Here is a 17900-nt window from a genome sequence, read left to right as displayed (position 1 = left end):
AGGGGATGAAACCATGAATCAGAAGACGCTTGGAATCGTGGGATGGATAGCGACCTGCACGGCCATGCTCATGTACATAGCGTACTTCCCTCAGATCATCCACAACCTGCATGGAGATAAGAGCGGTTTTCTGCAGCCTCTGGTTGCGGCAATCAATTGCACCTTATGGGTCAGCTACGGGTTTTTCCAGGAGAAGAAGGACTGGCCTATTGTCGTAGCCAATGTGCCTGGCGTTATATTCGGTGCGCTCGCTGCGCTTACTGCCCTGTAGCCGGCGCATCGGAGGTTGCGCTCTCGAGAGAGATCGTTTGAACGCACGCGATGCAGACGGATACTAGGATCTTGCCGTTAGATACGGGGCGCATCGGAACCGAGGTTGAGCGACGCATGAACTTCTATACCCTTGACTACATCATCTCGCACCAATCCGTCGATTCGGTCCTGCGCGTGGGCATGATGCTCGCCTTGCTCTTGGCGGGCATCGTCTTCACCGTGCTCTACCTACGCGATAGAATACGGACCCGCTGGCGAGACGCGGGGGTGGGCGCCATCGTTCTCCTGTTGGTGCTGGTGGGTGTGCAAACCGAGCAATATTTCCAGGTAAGCAACCGGATATCCCAGTCCCAGCTGCTTGTGAGATTCGTCGAGGGAGTCGCTGAAGACCAACATGTCTCGGAAAACGAGGTGCTGGTGAATTCCACATCTCTGAAAGACGGCATCATCGTGCGCTTCAATGAAGAGGACTACCTCGTTCATCTCAATGACGACAATAACTCCTACACGCTTGAGCGAACGCACATCATCGACCATAACGTCTACGTGAACGGGGAGCGCTGACATGGACTTCTATACGCTGACGGCCATCAAGTTCTCGCTGGGCATGCTCGTGATGATCCTCCAGATAAACATTCTCGGAAAGCATGACTTCTCCCTCAATACTCCGCTCAATCAAGTTCAGAATTACGTTTTGGGCGGCATCATAGGAGGAGTGATCTACAATCCGTCGGTCACGGTGCTCCGGTTCCTGATAGTTCTTCTCATCTGGTCGCTCGTCGTTGTGGCGGCGAAGCTCCTTTTCGGGAGCAGCAAGACGTTCAGGCGGGTCGTCGCCTGCCGTCCTGAGCTTATCGTCTGCGATGGGGAGGTGGACGTCTCGCGCTGCGCCAAAGTCGGCCTTACGGCCGAGCAGCTTTGCAGAAGCCTGCGCGAGAACAGCATTTCCGCTCTTAAGGATGTGGAAGCGGCCGTCATGGAGACCGACGGCAGGCTTACGATCCGCGCGGGCGGCACGCAAAGCGATGGTTTGCTGTTGCCGTTGGCGAGCGACGGCCATCTGGTGCAGGATGGTCTGAAGCTTGCGGGCAAGGATGAGGCGTGGATGATGGAGCAGATCAAAACGCAGGGATATACCTCGATGAAACAAGTCTTCCTAGGCGAGCTTGTGGATGGAAATCTTGAGGTGGTGCCGTTCTCTCGGTCTGTCAGACGCAAGGGGTGAACCGTCGCGCGCGTTCTCGCGCGGCCTTTTAAGAAGCGGTTCTCCGGTCCTTACGGTTTCAAGCTTCAATCCCATCGGTGTCATATCTCAGGTTCCATCCGCGCGCGATGATTCATGCGAGGGGCCGCGCAGCGCATGTCCAAAGGTTCCATCCGCGCATGCAACGATTCATGCGAAACGGATAGGGTCTGTCGTTCCTGCTGCTATTTCGCACGCGGGTCGATGCGTTCGCGCAGCTTGGCGAATTCTTCCTTGTAATCGATCGCCTGCAGATGGGGGAATGCGGCGAAGATGCGGCGCTCCTGGTCGTTGAGCTTGCTTTGGAACGCATCGATCAGATCGGCAGGCGAAAGATCCACGCCGCGATCCTTCAAGCGCCGGTACATGTCGCCGGCGACGCGGTTGGCGGGTATGCTGCGCAAAAGATCAAGCCCTTTGGACGCCGCTGCAGCCATGCCTTCGGTCGCGGCATTCTGAGGCAGCGCGTTCCTGACCCGTTCGAACGCCCCTTCCTCGGCGGCAAGCGCTTCGTAGAGCGCGCGGGTGCGATCGGATACGCCCGCATAGAAAGCATCGAAGCGCGCCCTCAGGTTCGCAAGCCCGATGCCGGTGACGATGATGTCCGCGACGAACGCGACGAACGCGGCGCTTCCGACGATGACGACGGCTTTGACGGGAACGGCTTCCGCCAAGCTCGCGAGCGCAGGATGGATGATGCGTATCACGACGATGCAGGCGACGCCGAACAGCATGAACCCTGCCAGGCAGACGCGTCCGTTGAGGTTGAGGAAACGTCCGTCGTAATCCCACCAGCGCGCGTGGAAGATGCGCTCCATCGCATACGATGTGGCGTACTCCATGACGGTGCAGGTGCAGGCGCTCGCGAAGAAGAGGGCGATGGGGTTTCGCACATCGCCGAACAGAATCACCGCCGCAATGGCGCCGGCGCCGTAGATGGGGCAGTACGGTCCGTTCAGGAATCCGCGGTTGATCAGCCGACCTTCCTTGAGGGAGCAATAGATGACCTCGAAAAGCCAGCCGCAGAAGCTGTAGAAGAGGAAGGACAGGAACAGAAGGGCGAGATCATAGATCATTTGCAGGGCCCCTGAAGAACGCAAGGGCCGCTTTCGCGAAGCCCGCGACGGTTTCCTGCGTAGCGCAGATCTTGTCGGCGAGGCAGAGGACGGCCGCCTCCTTCGTCGAAGGCGGCCGCAGATTCACGGGAAACATATGCCGTTCGATCACGTTGCGTTCTATGTCGTTGAGAACGAAGTCGCGCTCGGCATTGCGCAAGGCATAGCGCGCGTGCATCGTGGCATGACGGTGGTTCTCGGGGCTGGGAACATGCCAGTCGTAGAGGAAGTAGTCGTGCAGCAGGGCGCCGCGCACGAGCGAGCGCTCGTCGAGCCTGATATTCAACGCGCGCGCGATGCGGATGCTCATGCAGGCTGCGCCGACGCTGTGCGCGTAGACGCTGACGTCGCCATGCTGCATGAAGGTCTTCTCGAGCTGCATGCCTTCCGATGCAAGGATGTCCCGGCCGTGCGTGCGCACGACTTCGATCGGCGTTTCCATGCGTAGATCCTCGATATCGTCTTCGGCGCCTTGCTTGGCGCGCGGTCGTTCATTGCCGAGCTGAAAGTATACCGACTGCGTGCGGATGCCGTGTGATGGAACGGTTTCAGCCGGAAAACCTCACGCATGCGAGACGGGCCTGCATGAGTGATCCATGCAGGCCCGCCCGATGGAGGGGAAGCCGCCCACGGCGCATCGCGCACAGTTATGGGGAAGCGGACGCGCGGCGGCCGAGCTGCCGCAGCCGGCGGGAGATGGATGGCGCACGCCGTCTAGCCGAGGAGCTCGGCGAGGTCGGCCTCGGGGGTGGTGGTCGGAGCGATCCGGTAGTTCTCGACCAGGAAGTTCAAAACGTTGGGGCTTACGAACGCCGGCAGGGTGGGACCGAGCTTGATGCCCTGGATGCCGAGGGACAGAAGCGTCAGCAGGATGCATACGGCTTTCTGCTCGTACCAGGAAAGCACCATGGACAACGGCAGGTCGTTCACGCCGCATTCGAACGCGCCGGCAAGGGCGACGGCGATCTGGATGGCGCCGTAGGCGTCGTTGCACTGGCCCACATCGAGCAGGCGAGGGATGGAAGTGCCGGGAACGCAGCCCAGGTCAAGGTCGTTGAAGCGGTACTTGCCGCAGGCAAGCGTCAGAATGACGGTGTCGGACGGGGTCTGCTTGACGAAATCGGTGTAGTAGTTGCGTCCGTTGCGTGCACCGTCGCAGCCGCCGACCAGGAAGAAATGGCGGATCTTGCCGGCCTTGACGGCCTCGACGACGTCGCCTGCGATGGACAGGACGGTGCCTTGGCCGAAGCCCGTGGTCACCTTGGAGCCGCCGTTGATGCCGGTGAAGCGCTGGGTCTCGGAGTAGCCTCCCAGTTCGAGCGCGCGCTCGATGACAGGCGTGAAGTCCTTGTCCGCGCCGATGTGCGGGGCGCCGGGGAAGGAGACCTCGCCGGTCGTGAAAACGCGGTCGGCATAGGATTTCGCAGGAGGCATGAGGCAGTTGGTGGTGAACAGGATCGGCGCCGGGATGTTCGCGAACTCGGTGCGCTGATTCTGCCAAGCGGTGCCGAAGTTGCCCTTGAGGTGCGGATACTTCTTCAACTCGGGATAGCCGTGGGCGGGCAGCATCTCGCTATGGGTGTAGACGTTGACGCCGCGGCCTTCGGTCTGCTCGAGCAGGGCCTTGATGTCGCCCAAGTCATGGCCGGTGATGACGATGAAGGGGCCGGCTTCGACGTCCAGAGTGACCTCGGTGGGCTCCGGCGTGCCGAACGCGCCGGTGTTGGCGGCGTCGAGCAGGCCCATGACGGCGAGGTTGACTTCGCCGGTCTTGATCACGAGCGGAAGGAGGGAATCCATGGAGCCTTCCTCGCCGAGCGCGGCAAGCGCCTCGAGGAAGAACGCGTCGGCGACGGCGTCGGTTTTGCCGAGAACGCGCGCATGGGATGCGTAGGCGGAAGTGCCGCGCAGGCCGAAGAGGATGAGGGACTTGAGGGAGCGGATGTCCTCGTCGTCGTTCCAGATGTTCGCGACGTCGTAATCGGCGGCGGCGTCGATGCCGGCCGCCGAAGCGAGCGCGGCGGACTCCGCATGTATGCGGTCGATGAGGGCGTTGACGGTCTCATCGTTGAAATTCACGTTGGTGACGGTGGTGAACAGGCCGTCGATGACAAGGCCGTAGGTCTCGTCGGTGGCCTGCGCGCCTTTGGCGCAGGTGCGGGCGAGGCCGATGAGCGCGCCCGTAAGCTTATCCTGGTCGTCGGCGACCTCGGCGGTCTTGCCGCATACGCCGGCATGGCCGGTGCAGGCGGTGCAGCTTGCGGTCTGCTCGCACTGGAAGCAGAACATCTCGTTGATCATGGATTCCTTCTTTCTGTCCGTCCGGGACGCGATGCGCCTCGGAGTCCCCCAAAACGGTGATTCGAACGATAGGGACGATGAAGGCATCCGTATGTTGGTATGACAACATGTGAAGGGTCTCTTCAGGTTCGCCGAGGGTAACTTCGAGGGGAAGGAAACTGGCATGCCGATAAGGCGTCGACGTGCATGCGGATGCGTGTGCTTCGAGGTTTTGCAGAGAACGTATGGGGATGAACGGCACGTGATATACGAAATCGGTTGAGCTACAATGAACCAGCATTTCGCAGGGCAGGAACCATGGTTCGTTCACGAGGAGTCCGATGGACCTTTCTCTTTTCTCCGTGCTTGACCAAGTGTCGGCGTATCCGTCGCTTGCGGTGATCATCTTCCTCGTCATAGGCGTGACCGTGGTATCCGGCGCCACCGACGCCCCCAATGCCATCGCGACCGCCGTCGCCACGCGGTGCCTCAAGCCTTCCACGGCGCTAATCCTCGCCGCCGTCTTCAACTTCGTCGGCCTTATCGGCATGACGTACATCTCCACATCGGTCGCCAGCACGATGTTCAATATGGTCGATTTCTCGGGCAATTCCCATCAAGCGCTCATGGCGCTCATGGCCTCGATGATAGGCTCCATCGTCTGGGGGGCGTTCTGCTGGGTGCTCGGCATTCCCTGTTCGAAGTCCCATGCGCTCATTGCGGGCGTCACGGGCGGCGCAATCGCGCTCAACGGGTTCGAAGGCGTCATCATCGGAGAATGGGCGAAGGTCATCTACGGCATGGTGTTCTCGCTCGTCGCAGGTTTCGTGCTGGGCCTTATCACGGTGAAGGTCGTGACGCTTCTGTTCAACGGCGTGTCGAAGCAGTCCGGCAACAAGGTGTTCGCCGCGATTCAGGATGTGCTTGCCTGCATGCTCGCGTTCCTTCATGGCGCGCAGGACGGCCAGAAGTTCATGTCCATAGGCATCATGGGCATCATGCTCAGCTTCGGCATGGACACGACGGGCGTGCACGGCTTTCCTCTGTGGCTCATGATCCTCTGCTCTCTTGCCATTTCCGCCGGCACGTTCATCGGCGGCAAGCGCATCATCAAGTCGGTCGCCATGGATATGGTCGACCTTGAAATCTACCAGGGGCTTTCCGCGTCGGTCACCACGACGTTCACGCTGTTCTTCTCGTCCATGACCGGTATGCCGGTGTCCACCTCGCATTGCTCGACCTCGGCCATCATGGGCGTCGGAGCAGGCAAGGGCTTCAAGAACGTGAATTGGTCCATCGCGCGCAACATGCTGCTCGCCTGGGTCCTCACGTTTCCCGCGTGCGGCGTCATCGGATTCGTGCTGGCCCGCGTTTTCATCCTGGTGTTCTAAACGGCTTCAGTCGGGCGAAGGCTTGCCTCGCCGGAACGCGTATGGTCGATTCCAGGCTTTCCTCGGCGCGGGACATGCTTCGAGAGCTTCGCGGCCGGTATCGTCCACGAAGCCTTCTCGCGCCCTTTCCGTCCGCTTCGCCTCTTTTTGAACGTACGCATGACAGGGAATGCGTTATGAGAGAATGAACCCTGTCATTTTCGAAAGGAGCATGCATGGGCGCATTCATCGGACTTCTGTCCTTCCTTCTCTTCATCGTCGTGGTCTTGGTCATACTCGGGCTTCCGGGCGGGCTCATCTACGTCGTGCAGCAGCAGACCTTCGTCATCATCGAGCGTCTGGGCAAGTTCAACCGCATCACGGGGCCCGGCCTGCACGTGAAGATCCCGTATTTCGAGCGCGTGGCGAAGCGCGTCGATATGCGCACGAACCAGGTGTCGTTCCGCATCGACGCCAAGACCAAGGACAACGTCACCGTGACGATGGATATCGCCGCGCAGTACCACGTCAACCAGAGCTGGGGCCAGATCCCGCAGGAATCGGGCGTCTATCGCAGCTACTATATGCTGGTCGATCCCGTCGCGCAGATGAGCTCGTATCTGATCGACGCGCTGCGCAGCTCGGTGCCGAGCTACACGCTCGACGAGGTGTTCGAAAAGAAGGATTCCATCGCCTCCGACGTGAACGCCACCGTGTCCGCCCTCATGATTTCGTACGGCTACGACCTGGTCGGCACGCTCATCACGAGCATCGCGCTGCCGAAAGACGTCGAGCAGAGCATGAACCGCATCAATTCCGCCCAACGCGAGCAGATCGCTGCGCAGTCTTTGGCAGAAGCCGAGCGCATCAAGATCGTGACCGAGGCCAAGGCGTCCGCCGAGGCCATGGAGCAGGCCGGGCGCGGCATCGCGGCCCAGCGCAAGGCCATTGCCGACGGCATCGCCGATTCGCTCGAGGTCATCAAACAGTCCGGCGTGTCCGCCAACGAGGCGAACCAGCTCTTCCTGTTCACGCAGTGGACCGACATGATGAATGAGTTCGCGAAGACCGGCAAGGCCTCCACGGTGGTGCTCCCGAGCGACTTCACGCAGACCTCGTCCATGTTCGAGCAGATGCTCGCGGCCGGATCGGCCCTGCCGAAGGAGAAATAGCCGAATCCGATATCGGGAACCTCGAGAACCCGGACGTCGCTTCTCTCGGGAGGCGCGTCCGGGTTCTGTTTTCTTACGGCTCCGTATCGTTTCGGCATCCGAAGCAGGCATCGAACGCGGCGGCATTCCGTCGGCGCAGCGGCGATTTATCTTGATGCTCAAAGTATCATCGCATCGCAAACCTTTGCGAAGTCCGTGCGCTTATATGCATGTCGTTGGAGTACACTTGCGAATGCTGCGCCCAGAATGCGATTCGGCCATTTCATGCGGCTCGGCGACCGAACGATCGAAAGTATGGGGGAAGGCGCCTATGCGTGACGTATGCATCATCGGGGCAGGGATAGCGGGGTGCGCGTGCGCACGGTACCTTGCGTTCTACGATATGGATGTGGTCGTGGTGGACGAGGCGTACGACGTTTCGTGCGGCACGACGCGCGCGAACAGCGGCATCGTCCATGCCGGCTACGATCCTGCGCCCGGTACGGCTAAGGCTCGCTACAACATCGAAGGCTCGCGCATGTATCCGGAGCTTGCTGACGAGCTCGGCTTCGAATTCGAGAGGTGCGGATCGCTCGTCGTCGCCTTTTCCGATGAAGAGATTCCCACGCTCGAAGGCCTTCTTGAGCGCGGCGTGGCGAACGGCGTCGAAGGCCTTGAGATTCTGGATGCCGATGCGCTGCATGTCAAAGAGCCGAATCTCGCGCCCGAAGCCGTCGCGGCGCTTTGGGTTCCGACCGGCGGCATCGCCGACCCGTACGGCGCCTGCCTCGCCTTCGCGGAGAATGCGGCCGACAACGGCGTCGCGTTCTCGTTTCTGACGCACGTTGAGGGCGTCGAGCGTGCAGGGGACGCCTGGCGGGTGCATGCGGTTCGCACGGATGCAGGCGATGCATCGGTCGCCGAGGCGATCGACATCGAAGCGCGTTTCGTGGTCAATGCGGCGGGTCTTCATGCCGCCGAACTCAATAACATGGTGAGTGCGCATGCGTTCGCGATCACGCCGCGCGTCGGCGAATATCTTCTGCTTGATTCCGTCTGGGGCGACGCGTTCCATTCCACGGTGTTCCAGGTTCCTACCGCTGCCGGCAAGGGCGTGCTCGTCTCCCCGACGACCGGCGGGAATATCATCGTCGGTCCGAACGCCGTGCCGCGCGACGACGCCGACGCCACGTACACGACGCCCGAAGGGCTCGACTACGTGGCCGCTCATGCGCGCAAGACTTGGAAAGACCTTCCCGCCCGCGATGCCATCACCAACTTCGCCGGCCTGCGCGCCTCGTGCGTCGAGGATCCTGACTTCCACATCGGGGAACCCGACGACGCGCCGGGATTCTTCAATATCCTCGGATTCGATTCTCCAGGCCTGACCGCGGCGCCTGCCGTCGGCAAGGATATCGCCGACGCCATCGCGACGCGCATGGCCGCTCCTCGCAGGGAAGGGCACGATCCGCGCCGCGCAGCGCCTGTCGATTTCTCTCGCTTGGACGACGAATCCCGCGCACGGCTCGTGGCCGAAGATCCCGCATGGGGGCGCATCGTCTGCCGCTGCGAATGCGTGAGCGAGGCGGAGATCGCCGCCTGCGTGCATTCGCCGGTGCCGGCGCGCACGACCGATGCCGTCAAGTGGCGCACGCGCGCCGGCATGGGCCGCTGCCAAGGGGGTTTCTGCCTGCCGCTCGTCGCCGGCATCATCGCGCGTGAAACGGGATGCGACATCACCGAGATCCGCAAAGGCCGCCCAGGCTCCGAGCATTCGTTCGGGCACCGCGGCTGCTTCGACGACCTGCCGACGGTCGTTCTGGAAGGAGGCCGCGCATGAGGCGTGATGTAGGCATCGCGATCATCGGCGGCGGTGCGGCCGGCCTTGCGGCGGCGGTCGCCGCATACGATGCGGGCGTGGAGGACGTCGTGATCTTCGAACGGGAAGACGCGACGGGCGGCATTCTGAAGCAGTGCATCCATAACGGGTTCGGCCTGCATCGCTTCAAGGAAGAGCTGACCGGCCCCGAATACGCTGCGCGCGAACTTGCGGCTGCGGAGATGCGCGGCATCGAAATCGAATACGAGGCATCGGTCCTGTCGCTTTCGCGCGACCGCGTCTTGAGCGTCGTAAGCCCCACGTTAGGCATGCTCGAGGTCCATGCGAAGGCGGTCATCCTCGCCATGGGCTCGCGCGAACGCACGCGCGGGGCGCTGCGCATCCCGGGCGCTCGGCCGGCAGGCGTCTACACCGCCGGCACCGCGCAGCACATGATCAACCTCGAGGGCATCATGCCCGGCAAGGAGATCGTGATGCTCGGATCGGGAGACATAGGCCTGATCGTCGCGCGCCGTCTCGCGTACGAAGGCGCGCACGTCAAGATGGTGCTCAACCGTTCGCATATCTCGAGCGGCTTGAAGCGCAATATCGTGCAGTGCCTGGACGACTACGGCATTCCGCTGCGCCTGCTGCATACCATCACGTCCATCCACGGTACGAGCCGCATCGAAGCGGTGGGCGTATCGCAGGTCGACAAGGAGACGAAAGCGGCCATTCCCGGCACGGAAGAGATCATCCCGTGCGACACGCTGCTGCTCTCTGTCGGACTCATTCCTGAAAACGAGCTGAGCCGTCAGGCGGGCGTCGCGATCGATCGCGGTTCGTCAGGGGCATCGGTCGATGAGACGTACCAGACCACGATCCCCGGCATCTTCTCTGCGGGCAACGTCTTGCATATCCATGATCTCGTCGACTTCGTATCCGAGGAAGGCGAGGGCGCAGGCAAGGCGGCGGCCGCATTCGTGCTGGCCGGCGGTGGGGCCTGCGGCGTCGGAGCATCGGAACAGGCGCACGACGCAGGCGATATCGTCGCGTCCGCACGCGTAAACGCAGGGTCGGGCGTGAGCTATGTGGTTCCGCAACGCGTGTCCGCCCAGGCGGCATCCAAGGTGCTCATGCGCTTCCGCGTTCGTCGCATCTATAAGAAGGCGTCCATCGTAGTGCTTGCCGACGGCGCCGAAGTCAAACGATTCAAGCGCCCCGTCATGGTTCCCGCCGAGATGTCCGAGATCAGGATCGACCCCGCGCTCATCGCCGGCCGTTCGGCCATCGAGGTGCGCATCGAAGGGGAGGAGGAGTAAGCATGGCTTCCGTTCGACATTTCACATGCGTGAGCTGCCCGATCGGGTGCGAGCTCGACGTCGCTGTCGACGACGAAGGCGCCGTCGCCTCGGTTGCGGGCAATACCTGCAAGCGCGGCATCACGTACGCCATCGATGAAGTGACCGACCCGAAGCGTGTCCTCACCTCGCTCGTCCGCGTGGACGGCCGCACGATGCCCGCAAGCGTCAGATCGGCCTCGGCCGTTCCTAAAGCCCTCATTCCCGATTGCATCGAAGCCCTGCGTTCCGTTGACATCATGCCTCCGGTGCGCATCGGCGATGTGGTCCTGGCAAACGTCTGCGGCACCGGCGTCGACGTCATCGCCACACGGAACATGGACTGATGAGACGCTCGCCCTCGAACGATGATTGCATGAAGAAGCCCGCCGGCGGTCGACGGCGGGCTTCTTCATGTTCGGATGCCGCGGGGCAGAAACGATGGAATCGTCCCGACCGCAGCATGGATCAAGCGCAGCATGGATGAGCTTGATCCATGCTGCATCTCCGATGCGTCTACAGCGTCCAGCTCCAGGTGCTGGCATCGAGCGGCGTGCGCCAGTCGCATGCGCCGCCTGCCTTCTTCTTCGCCAAGTTGATGAGCAGATTGATGCCTTCTTCGAACGTCTCGTCGGTGTAGGCGTGGATCTTCTCGCGATTCCAAGGAGCATCCGCGTCGCCGTCGGTGATGCGGCGGCCGAGCGAAAGGTACATCTCGTTGTCGATGAATCCGGTGAAATAGGAGCTGAAGACCCAGAACAGCCGCGTGAAGATCTCTTCGGGCACGCCTTGGTCCATGTGCAGCTGATACGTATGGCGCGCGAAATGATCGGGCCAGGGGATGGACTCGACAAGCGTCATGCGGCGGATGTTCGGGTGCGTTTTGAAGGTCTGATGCATCGAGCGGAACTCGCGGCGCACGGTGTCTTCCCAGTATTCCTCGGGAATCGGATGGTTGTCGATCTTATTGAGGAGCATGGAGAACACGGTGCAGAGCAGCGTGCGCTTCGAAGGAAAATACGTATAGATGCCCATGGGGCTTATGCCGATTTTCTGGGCAAGCTCGCGCATGGAGAAGTTCTCGATGCCGATCTCGTTGATGAGATCGAAGGCGCAGCGCCCGATCTGCTCTCGGGAAAACGAAGGGGGAGAGCCGGGTTTCTTCATGTAGACACCTGAATCCTGTCATAGCCTTGGTGAATGGATGTACGACGCTATCAACACGCATGAGGCAATCCATGTATACGATAGGTGAATTTCTAAACTACGGCTGGTCCTATGTCCATCGGTTTTGTCTCGAAAATGGGGGATTTACTTCGTATCGTGTACGTCGCGTAATCCGGTATTTCCCTTTCGAGGCCGTTTCGTCCCGGCGCATGCTTCCGCTGCACTCGGCGTGTGGTGCACGCGAGGCACGTTCCGGCGCCGTTGGTCTCGGTTCGCGACGAGGCATGCGGAGGTTCGAGCCAATCGAGCGATTCCGAACAGGAATCGATGCTCCGTCGACGGCATTTCGCTGCAGCTTGCCTCCGTTTGCCGATAGTTTTGTTCTTTCCGCCGTTTTCGAAGGTGGTGTCGCACACCTTAGACACCAAGATGCTCTGCTTAAAGAATCGAAGGGAGCTATATTCACCTTAAACCTAGCGGTATTATAGGTAGGTTCCTTCGATTCAGTCGGAGCCTGAAACGAATGCGGCATGCGATCCGGGCTTCGACGTCGGTTAGGTGAGACAGGTTTTACCGGGATATCTCTGGCAGCACGTTCGTCTCGAATCTGTTCCCAAGGGCATCCCATAAGGCCATCGGCATGGGAGGAGGATTCGCATGGCGGAGAACAGCGAAGCCGTCCGCGCAGGAGCGGGCATCGAGCAGTTCGGCTACAAGCAGGAACTGAAAAGAGGGCTGGGACTGCGCGACGTCGTCTTGTACGGCGTGCTCTTCATGGTCATCATCGCCCCGCATTCCATTTACGGTCTGGTGGACTTCCAGTCCCAAGGCATGCCCACGCTCGTCTACATCATCGGCTTCATCGCCATCAGCTTCACGGCCTTGAGCTATATGCGGATGAGCAATCGCTTTCCCATCGCAGGATCGGTGTATTCCTATGTGCAGCGCGGCATCAATCCCCATGTCGGCTTCATATCCGGCTGGCTCATCCTGCTCGACTACTGCCTCTCTCCCGCGTTGCTGTACGTCATCGTGGCGAACTGGGGGACGTTGCTGATTCCGGGCAGCCCGTGGTATGTGTGGGTCATCGCCTTCGTCGCGTTCAATACGTTCGTGACCATTCGCGGCATATCGATGACCAAAGGCATCGATATCGTCATCTTCATCATCGAGATCCTGGCCGTCATCGCGTTCGTCGCCTTGGGTTGCAAATTCATCTTGGGAGGCGGCGGTGCGGGCGCCTTCACGCTCGATCCCATCTATCAGCCGGGCAAGGTGGACGCGCACTTCATCGCGGCCGGCATCTCCATCGCGGCGCTGAACTTCCTCGGTTTCGACGGCATCTCCACGCTGGCGGAAGAGACCGAGCAGCCCGAGAAGAACATCGGGCGCGGCATCATGATCGCATTGACGCTCATCGTCGTCGTGTTCATCGCCCAGACCTATATCGCCGCCCTCATTCAGCCCGATTGGGCGAATATCGATCAGGACAACGGCTTCTTCGTGGGCGTCGCGCTCATCGGCGGGCCCGTGTTCCAGAAGATCATGCTCGTCATCAATATCGTGGCCATCGGCATCGCGAACATCATGAACGCCCAGACCGCCGCCTCGCGCCTGCTGTACGGCATGGGCCGCGACAAGACGATTCCCGCCATCTTCGGAAAGGTGCATTCGAAGTATCAGACCCCGTACGTGGGTGCCCTGTTCATCGGCGCGATCGCGCTCATCCTATCGCTCTTCCTGGATATGGGCGCGCTTGCCACGCTCGTCAATTTCGGCGCGTTGAGCTCCTTCGCCATGCTGAACTTCGCCGTGTTCTGGTTCTTCTTCATCAAGGAGAAGAGGCGTGCAGGCATCGGCAACATCGTGAAATACATCGTCTGCCCCTGGTTCGGCATCGTGATTCTCGCCTACGTCTTCACCGGTTTCGACATGCTGACCTACACGGTCGGCGTGAGCTGGTTCGTCATCGGTCTGATCGTGGGCGCCGTGAAGTCGCGCGGATACAAAGAGGTGCCCGACGCGTTCAAGAACCTTCAGTTCTGAGCCGCCCGTTCACGCGGCCTTGTGCGGCCCCGACGCGTATCTGCGCTCGTCGGGGCCGCGGCGTCGTCAGCGGACCTCTTCGGCGTATGCCTTGAGCGCAGCAAGGTCGATGCGCAGCTCGGTGCGTGAGCGTTGGACGATTCCTCGGCCCTCGAGCGACAGGATGAGCTTGTTGCAGGTGGTCACATGCACCATGAGCAGCTGCGAGAGCGTCTTGATCGTAAGCGTGCAGGGAACGATGTAGATGCCGTCGTCCGTGGGCGTGCGCGTCGCGCAGAGCTTGTCGGCCCACATGGTGAAACGCGCGATCGCGCTCTGGTTGCCCGTACCGCTTATTCGATGTCCGAACTGGGCGAATGACATGTGGTAGACATAGATGAGCTCGAAGAAGACATCCTTATCCTCGCGTATGAGGTCGTACAGCTGGTTCTGCGTGAAGGCGTAGAGCACGGTGTTCTTCACTGCGGTGAAACGTGCGGCGTAGTCCCCGATGCTTGCAAGGCCGTTGTATTCGCACATGAACGCATTGCCGGCGTTCCGCTGGTACACGAAGACGCCTTCCCCTGATTCTTGCATGAAGGTGATGCGGATCCGGCCTTCGTCGATGTAGTAGTAGTACAGGTCGTCGGGACCGTTCGCCTTCTGGCGCAGCATCTCCCCTTTGAAGAGCTTCTTCTTTTTCGCCCGGTCGATATAGCGTGCGATTTTAAGCTGCCTGAACGGTCGGTCCGGCATGAGAATCGCATCATAGTCCTGCTGCGTGGCCATAGTCCCCCTGTCATGCCTTCGGTCTTTCCCCTCTATGCGATTGTAGGGTCTTGCGGCGTGCGTCGCAATTGCGTGGCCGCCTGTTTCGGAACTCCGCGAAAAGACTGGTCGACGCTATGTTTTCGACCTTGCGCACGCCAGCGTGCGATGTATGCATATGCATATTGAATGATGATTCCATAAAGATATCGTGAAGATCATTAGAGGCCCGGCATGACGATCCGGGCCGCTCCAAGGGGGAAGGAGCGATCATGGCGAGGTATGGCATGGCCATCGACCTACGTCGATGCGCAGGATGCGGAGGGTGCGTCGTCGCGTGCCAGATGCAGCACAATCAAAGCCCGGGCGTTTCATGGAACGTTCTCGATTCGTACGAGTGGGGCGACGAGGTAGGGGAATCCGGTCGAACCTATGTGCCGCATGCCTGCATGCAATGCGACGATCCGCCGTGCGTGCATGCGTGCCCGACGGGCGCGAGCATGCAGCGCGACGACGGAATCGTCGTGGTCGACTACGACGCGTGCATCGCGTGCGGATTCTGCATCTCCGCCTGTCCGTACCAGGCGCGACGCATCAATGAGACCGATGCGCATTTCTTCGGCGCGTATGCGCCCGCGCCCTACGAGGCCTTCGGCGTGCAGAGGAGCATGGTCGTGGAGAAATGCATCTTCTGCGAAGAGCGGCTTGCGGAGGGCTTGAAACCCGCCTGCGTATCCAATTGTCCCGGCAAGGCACGGTATTTCGGCGATCTCGACGACCCGGAAAGCGACGTATCCGCATTTCTCGCCTCGCACGATGCCGTGCGCGTCGATGAGACCGCGTGCTATTACCTGCCGGTCGCAGGCACGCCCGAAGGCGCGCTCCCGTTCGCCATCGGCACGAACTCCGTCGAGGAGGCCGATGCGGCGGTCGGTCCCGCCGTCGTCGGCATAGGGATAGGCGTCGCGGCTGCAGCCGCTGCAGGGGTTGCGTATGCAGCGCGCAAGGCGCGCATGGACGCGGATGATGACGTCGCCGCGCATGCTTCGAGCCATCGGGAGGGGGATCAGCGATGACAGGATCCGAATGCACGGTCACGCGCCGTTCCTTTTTGAAGGGCGCAGCTGCCGCCGCAGGCGTATCGGCCGTCGGATCGACGGGCTTCGACATCATCCATCCCGAAGGCGCCTTCGCCGAAGACGCGCCGGTCGAGATCAAATTCACGTACTGCGACATGTGCAACCATATTCCTAAGTGCGGCATCGCCGCGTCGATCAAGGACGGCAAGGTCGTGCGCGTCGAAGCGCGCGCGACGGAAGGGTACCGGGCCGATCCCATCTGCGCCAAGGGGATCGCCAGCCTGCAGGAGCTCTATGATCCCGAACGTCTGCTCTATCCGATGGCGCGCACCAACCCCAAGGGTACGGGCGCGCCTGAGTGGGAGCCGATATCCTGGGACGACGCCTATGCGCGCATCGCGGCGGAATTCAATCGCGTGAAAGACGATTACGGTGCCGACAAGGTGTTCTTCTATTGCGGAGATCCTAAGGAGCCTCGCGGGGCGATGCAGCGCGTCGCGACTCTCTTCGGATCGCCCTCATGCGGATTCGAGAGTTCGACCTGCGCGGCCGCGACATGGATGTCGACGTTTCTCACGCTCGGGTCGCTCAGCATGGGGGTCGATCCTACGCCCGATTCGAAGTCGTGCCTCATCTGGTCGCTTAATCCCGCCTGGTCACAGCCCTACCGTTTCGGCGCGATGATGGATCGGAAGGAGGACGGCTGCAGATTCGTCGTCGTGGATCCGCGCATCACGCCGACCGTGACGGGCTTGGCCGATATCCATCTCCAGCTTCGTCCCGGCACCGACGGCGCCCTTGCCCTCGGCTTCATCAACATCATGATTCGCGACGGGCTCTACGACAAAGACTTCGTCGAGAACTGGACCGTCGGCTTCGATGAGCTCAAGGAGCTCGCCTCCGGATACACGCCCGAGAAGGTCGAGGAAATCACCTGGGTTCCCAAGGAAAAGCTCGAAGCGGCCGTGAGGCTCGTCTGCGAGAACACGCCCGCTACGTTGGTGAGCAGCTCTGCCGGCGCATGCCACGCGACCAACGTGGGCCATTTCGAACGCGCCGTCTTCTCCATCATCGCATTGACCGGCTGCATAGACGTGCCCGGCGGTCTGACCATGCCGACAGGAGGCCTGCCCTTCGACTACACGGCGAGCACCGCCGATTTCCGTATGGAGAAATCGTATATGGAGCAAGGCCTGCAGGACATCAGGCCCGACAAGGACGATTTTCCCGTCTGGGCCAAGTATTTCAAGATGATCCAGGTGAACAGGCTTCCCGAGATGGTCGCTGACGGGCGTCTGAGAGCAGGCGTTCTTCTGGGCGCCAATGCGATGATGTGGCCTCAGACGCCGGAATACCAGAAAGCCATCGGCGATATGGAATTCACGGTCGCCATCGATTACTACATGCGCCCATGGACGCACGATTATGTCGACATGATTCTGCCGGCGGCGATGTGCTACGAGCGCATGGCTCCGTTCGCCATCTTCGGCCGCAGGATCTTCTTCCGCGAACCCGTGGTCAAGCCCGCAGGCCAGGCGCGAGAAGACTTCCGCATCATCCTCGAAATGGGGTGCGCGCTCGGTTATGAGGAGGAGTGCTTCGGCGGCGATGTCGAAGCGGCGCTCAACGATATGCTTGAGAAGGCCGACCTCGGCTGCACCGTGGACGACCTGCGCGCGCATCCCGAGGGAATCGAGATTCCCGGCGGCAATAAGGACATCAGGAAGTACGAGAGCGGCAAGATCCGCAAGGACGGCGAACCTGGATTCAACACGCCGAGCGGCAAGATCGAATTCGTCTCCAACGTGCTTCAGGATCTAGGCTTCGAAGGACGTCCCGTCTATGAAGAGCCGGTGTACAGCCCGGTCAGCACGCCCGATCTTGCGCAGACGTATCCGCTCGTCCTCAACACGGGCGGCCGCGCGCCGTACTACACCCATTCGAAGCTGCGCAACCTTCCTTGGCTGAACCAATTCATGCCAAGGCCGGTCGTCCGGCTGCATCCGTTCGATGCGAAGGAGCGCGGCATCGGCGACGGGGAGCAGGTGCGCGTATTCAACCAGTTCGGCGAGGTGGTGGTGAACGCCGAGGTCACCAACATGGTTCTTCCGGGCGTCGTAGACGTGCTCCATGGCTGGCACCAGGCCGACATCAACCTGTTGACATCGCGCGACTTCGATCCCATCACGGGATTTCCGCCTTTCCGCTCGGCGCTTTGCCAGGTGGAAAGCACGGGCAAGGGCTACCCGTCCCCGAAGGCCATGTGAGGA

At 61.0% G+C, this 17900-nt stretch carries 16 protein-coding genes; 11 read left to right on the top strand and 5 right to left on the bottom strand.

Annotated features, from left to right (window positions below):
- The first annotated feature begins 13 nt into the window (after positions 1 to 13).
- The 3 genes from HMPREF1155_RS06645 to HMPREF1155_RS06635 all read left to right on the top strand — a co-directional run bounded on the left by HMPREF1155_RS06645 (position 14) and on the right by HMPREF1155_RS06635 (position 1498).
- A complete protein-coding gene (locus tag HMPREF1155_RS06645) occupies positions 14 to 271 on the top strand; it encodes a SemiSWEET family transporter (protein WP_009078354.1) in 258 nt (85 codons plus the stop codon).
- Positions 272 to 387: 116 nt separating this feature from the next.
- Positions 388 to 837, top strand: a complete 450-nt coding sequence (locus HMPREF1155_RS06640; protein ID WP_009078137.1) for a DUF3290 domain-containing protein — start codon at positions 388 to 390, stop codon at positions 835 to 837.
- A gap of 1 nt (position 838) precedes the next feature.
- Positions 839 to 1498, top strand: coding sequence for a DUF421 domain-containing protein (locus tag HMPREF1155_RS06635; RefSeq protein WP_009078414.1), 660 nt, complete (start codon positions 839 to 841; stop codon positions 1496 to 1498).
- 203 nt (positions 1499 to 1701) lie between these two features.
- On the opposite strand, the gene HMPREF1155_RS06630 is transcribed toward HMPREF1155_RS06635, so the two are convergent.
- From HMPREF1155_RS06630 to hcp, 3 genes are all read right to left on the bottom strand, one after another.
- Positions 1702 to 2592 (bottom strand): putative ABC transporter permease, encoded by an 891-nt coding sequence (locus HMPREF1155_RS06630; RefSeq protein WP_009078626.1) that lies wholly within the window; start codon positions 2590 to 2592, stop codon positions 1702 to 1704.
- Positions 2582 to 3073: an HD domain-containing protein gene (locus tag HMPREF1155_RS06625; protein WP_009078511.1), complete on the bottom strand. Its 492-nt coding sequence runs from the start codon at positions 3071 to 3073 to the stop codon at positions 2582 to 2584. Before HMPREF1155_RS06625 ends, HMPREF1155_RS06630 begins: the two co-directional genes overlap by 11 nt.
- A gap of 272 nt (positions 3074 to 3345) precedes the next feature.
- The gene (gene hcp, locus HMPREF1155_RS06620; RefSeq protein ID WP_009078427.1) at positions 3346 to 4932 is read right to left on the bottom strand and encodes a hydroxylamine reductase; all 1587 of its coding nucleotides are present in this window, start codon (positions 4930 to 4932) and stop codon (positions 3346 to 3348) included.
- A gap of 320 nt (positions 4933 to 5252) precedes the next feature.
- Here hcp and HMPREF1155_RS06615 point away from each other — a divergent pair, with 320 nt between their 5' ends.
- The 5 genes from HMPREF1155_RS06615 to HMPREF1155_RS06595 all read left to right on the top strand — a co-directional run bounded on the left by HMPREF1155_RS06615 (position 5253) and on the right by HMPREF1155_RS06595 (position 10938).
- The gene (locus HMPREF1155_RS06615) at positions 5253 to 6302 is read left to right on the top strand and encodes an inorganic phosphate transporter (RefSeq protein ID WP_006361335.1); all 1050 of its coding nucleotides are present in this window, start codon (positions 5253 to 5255) and stop codon (positions 6300 to 6302) included.
- 215 nt (positions 6303 to 6517) lie between these two features.
- Positions 6518 to 7453 carry an SPFH domain-containing protein gene (locus HMPREF1155_RS06610; protein WP_009078167.1) on the top strand — a complete coding sequence of 312 codons (936 nt, stop codon included), beginning with the start codon at positions 6518 to 6520 and terminating at the stop codon, positions 7451 to 7453.
- Between the two features lie 310 nt (positions 7454 to 7763).
- A complete protein-coding gene (locus HMPREF1155_RS06605; protein WP_039993454.1) occupies positions 7764 to 9272 on the top strand; it encodes an NAD(P)/FAD-dependent oxidoreductase in 1509 nt (502 codons plus the stop codon).
- Complete coding sequence (locus tag HMPREF1155_RS06600; protein WP_009078531.1) at positions 9269 to 10573, top strand: NAD(P)/FAD-dependent oxidoreductase; 1305 nt, start codon at positions 9269 to 9271, stop codon at positions 10571 to 10573. Before HMPREF1155_RS06605 ends, HMPREF1155_RS06600 begins: the two co-directional genes overlap by 4 nt.
- A 2-nt stretch (positions 10574 to 10575) precedes the next feature.
- Positions 10576 to 10938 (top strand): DUF1667 domain-containing protein, encoded by a 363-nt coding sequence (locus HMPREF1155_RS06595; protein WP_006361341.1) that lies wholly within the window; start codon positions 10576 to 10578, stop codon positions 10936 to 10938.
- 169 nt (positions 10939 to 11107) lie between these two features.
- Here HMPREF1155_RS06595 and HMPREF1155_RS06590 read toward each other — a convergent pair whose 3' ends face one another.
- A complete protein-coding gene (locus HMPREF1155_RS06590) occupies positions 11108 to 11758 on the bottom strand; it encodes a TetR/AcrR family transcriptional regulator (protein WP_009078305.1) in 651 nt (216 codons plus the stop codon).
- 657 nt (positions 11759 to 12415) lie between these two features.
- Here HMPREF1155_RS06590 and HMPREF1155_RS06585 point away from each other — a divergent pair.
- Positions 12416 to 13804, top strand: a complete 1389-nt coding sequence (locus HMPREF1155_RS06585) for an APC family permease (protein ID WP_006361344.1) — start codon at positions 12416 to 12418, stop codon at positions 13802 to 13804.
- A gap of 66 nt (positions 13805 to 13870) precedes the next feature.
- Here the strand turns inward: HMPREF1155_RS06585 and HMPREF1155_RS06580 are convergent, their stop codons facing one another.
- The gene (locus HMPREF1155_RS06580; RefSeq protein WP_009078529.1) at positions 13871 to 14572 is read right to left on the bottom strand and encodes a Crp/Fnr family transcriptional regulator; all 702 of its coding nucleotides are present in this window, start codon (positions 14570 to 14572) and stop codon (positions 13871 to 13873) included.
- 251 nt (positions 14573 to 14823) lie between these two features.
- Between HMPREF1155_RS06580 and HMPREF1155_RS06575 the strand changes: the two genes are divergently transcribed.
- Positions 14824 to 15627 (top strand): 4Fe-4S dicluster domain-containing protein, encoded by an 804-nt coding sequence (locus HMPREF1155_RS06575; protein ID WP_009078675.1) that lies wholly within the window; start codon positions 14824 to 14826, stop codon positions 15625 to 15627.
- Positions 15624 to 17897 carry a molybdopterin-dependent oxidoreductase gene (locus HMPREF1155_RS06570; RefSeq protein WP_009078752.1) on the top strand — a complete coding sequence of 758 codons (2274 nt, stop codon included), beginning with the start codon at positions 15624 to 15626 and terminating at the stop codon, positions 17895 to 17897. Before HMPREF1155_RS06575 ends, HMPREF1155_RS06570 begins: the two co-directional genes overlap by 4 nt.
- The last annotated feature ends 3 nt before the right edge of the window (positions 17898 to 17900 follow it).

The organism is Slackia sp. CM382 (assembly GCF_000293015.1).
GTDB lineage: Bacteria > Actinomycetota > Coriobacteriia > Coriobacteriales > Eggerthellaceae > Slackia > Slackia exigua.
Note: the sequence above shows the minus strand (reverse complement) of the source record. Positions and strands in the feature narration are given on the sequence as shown.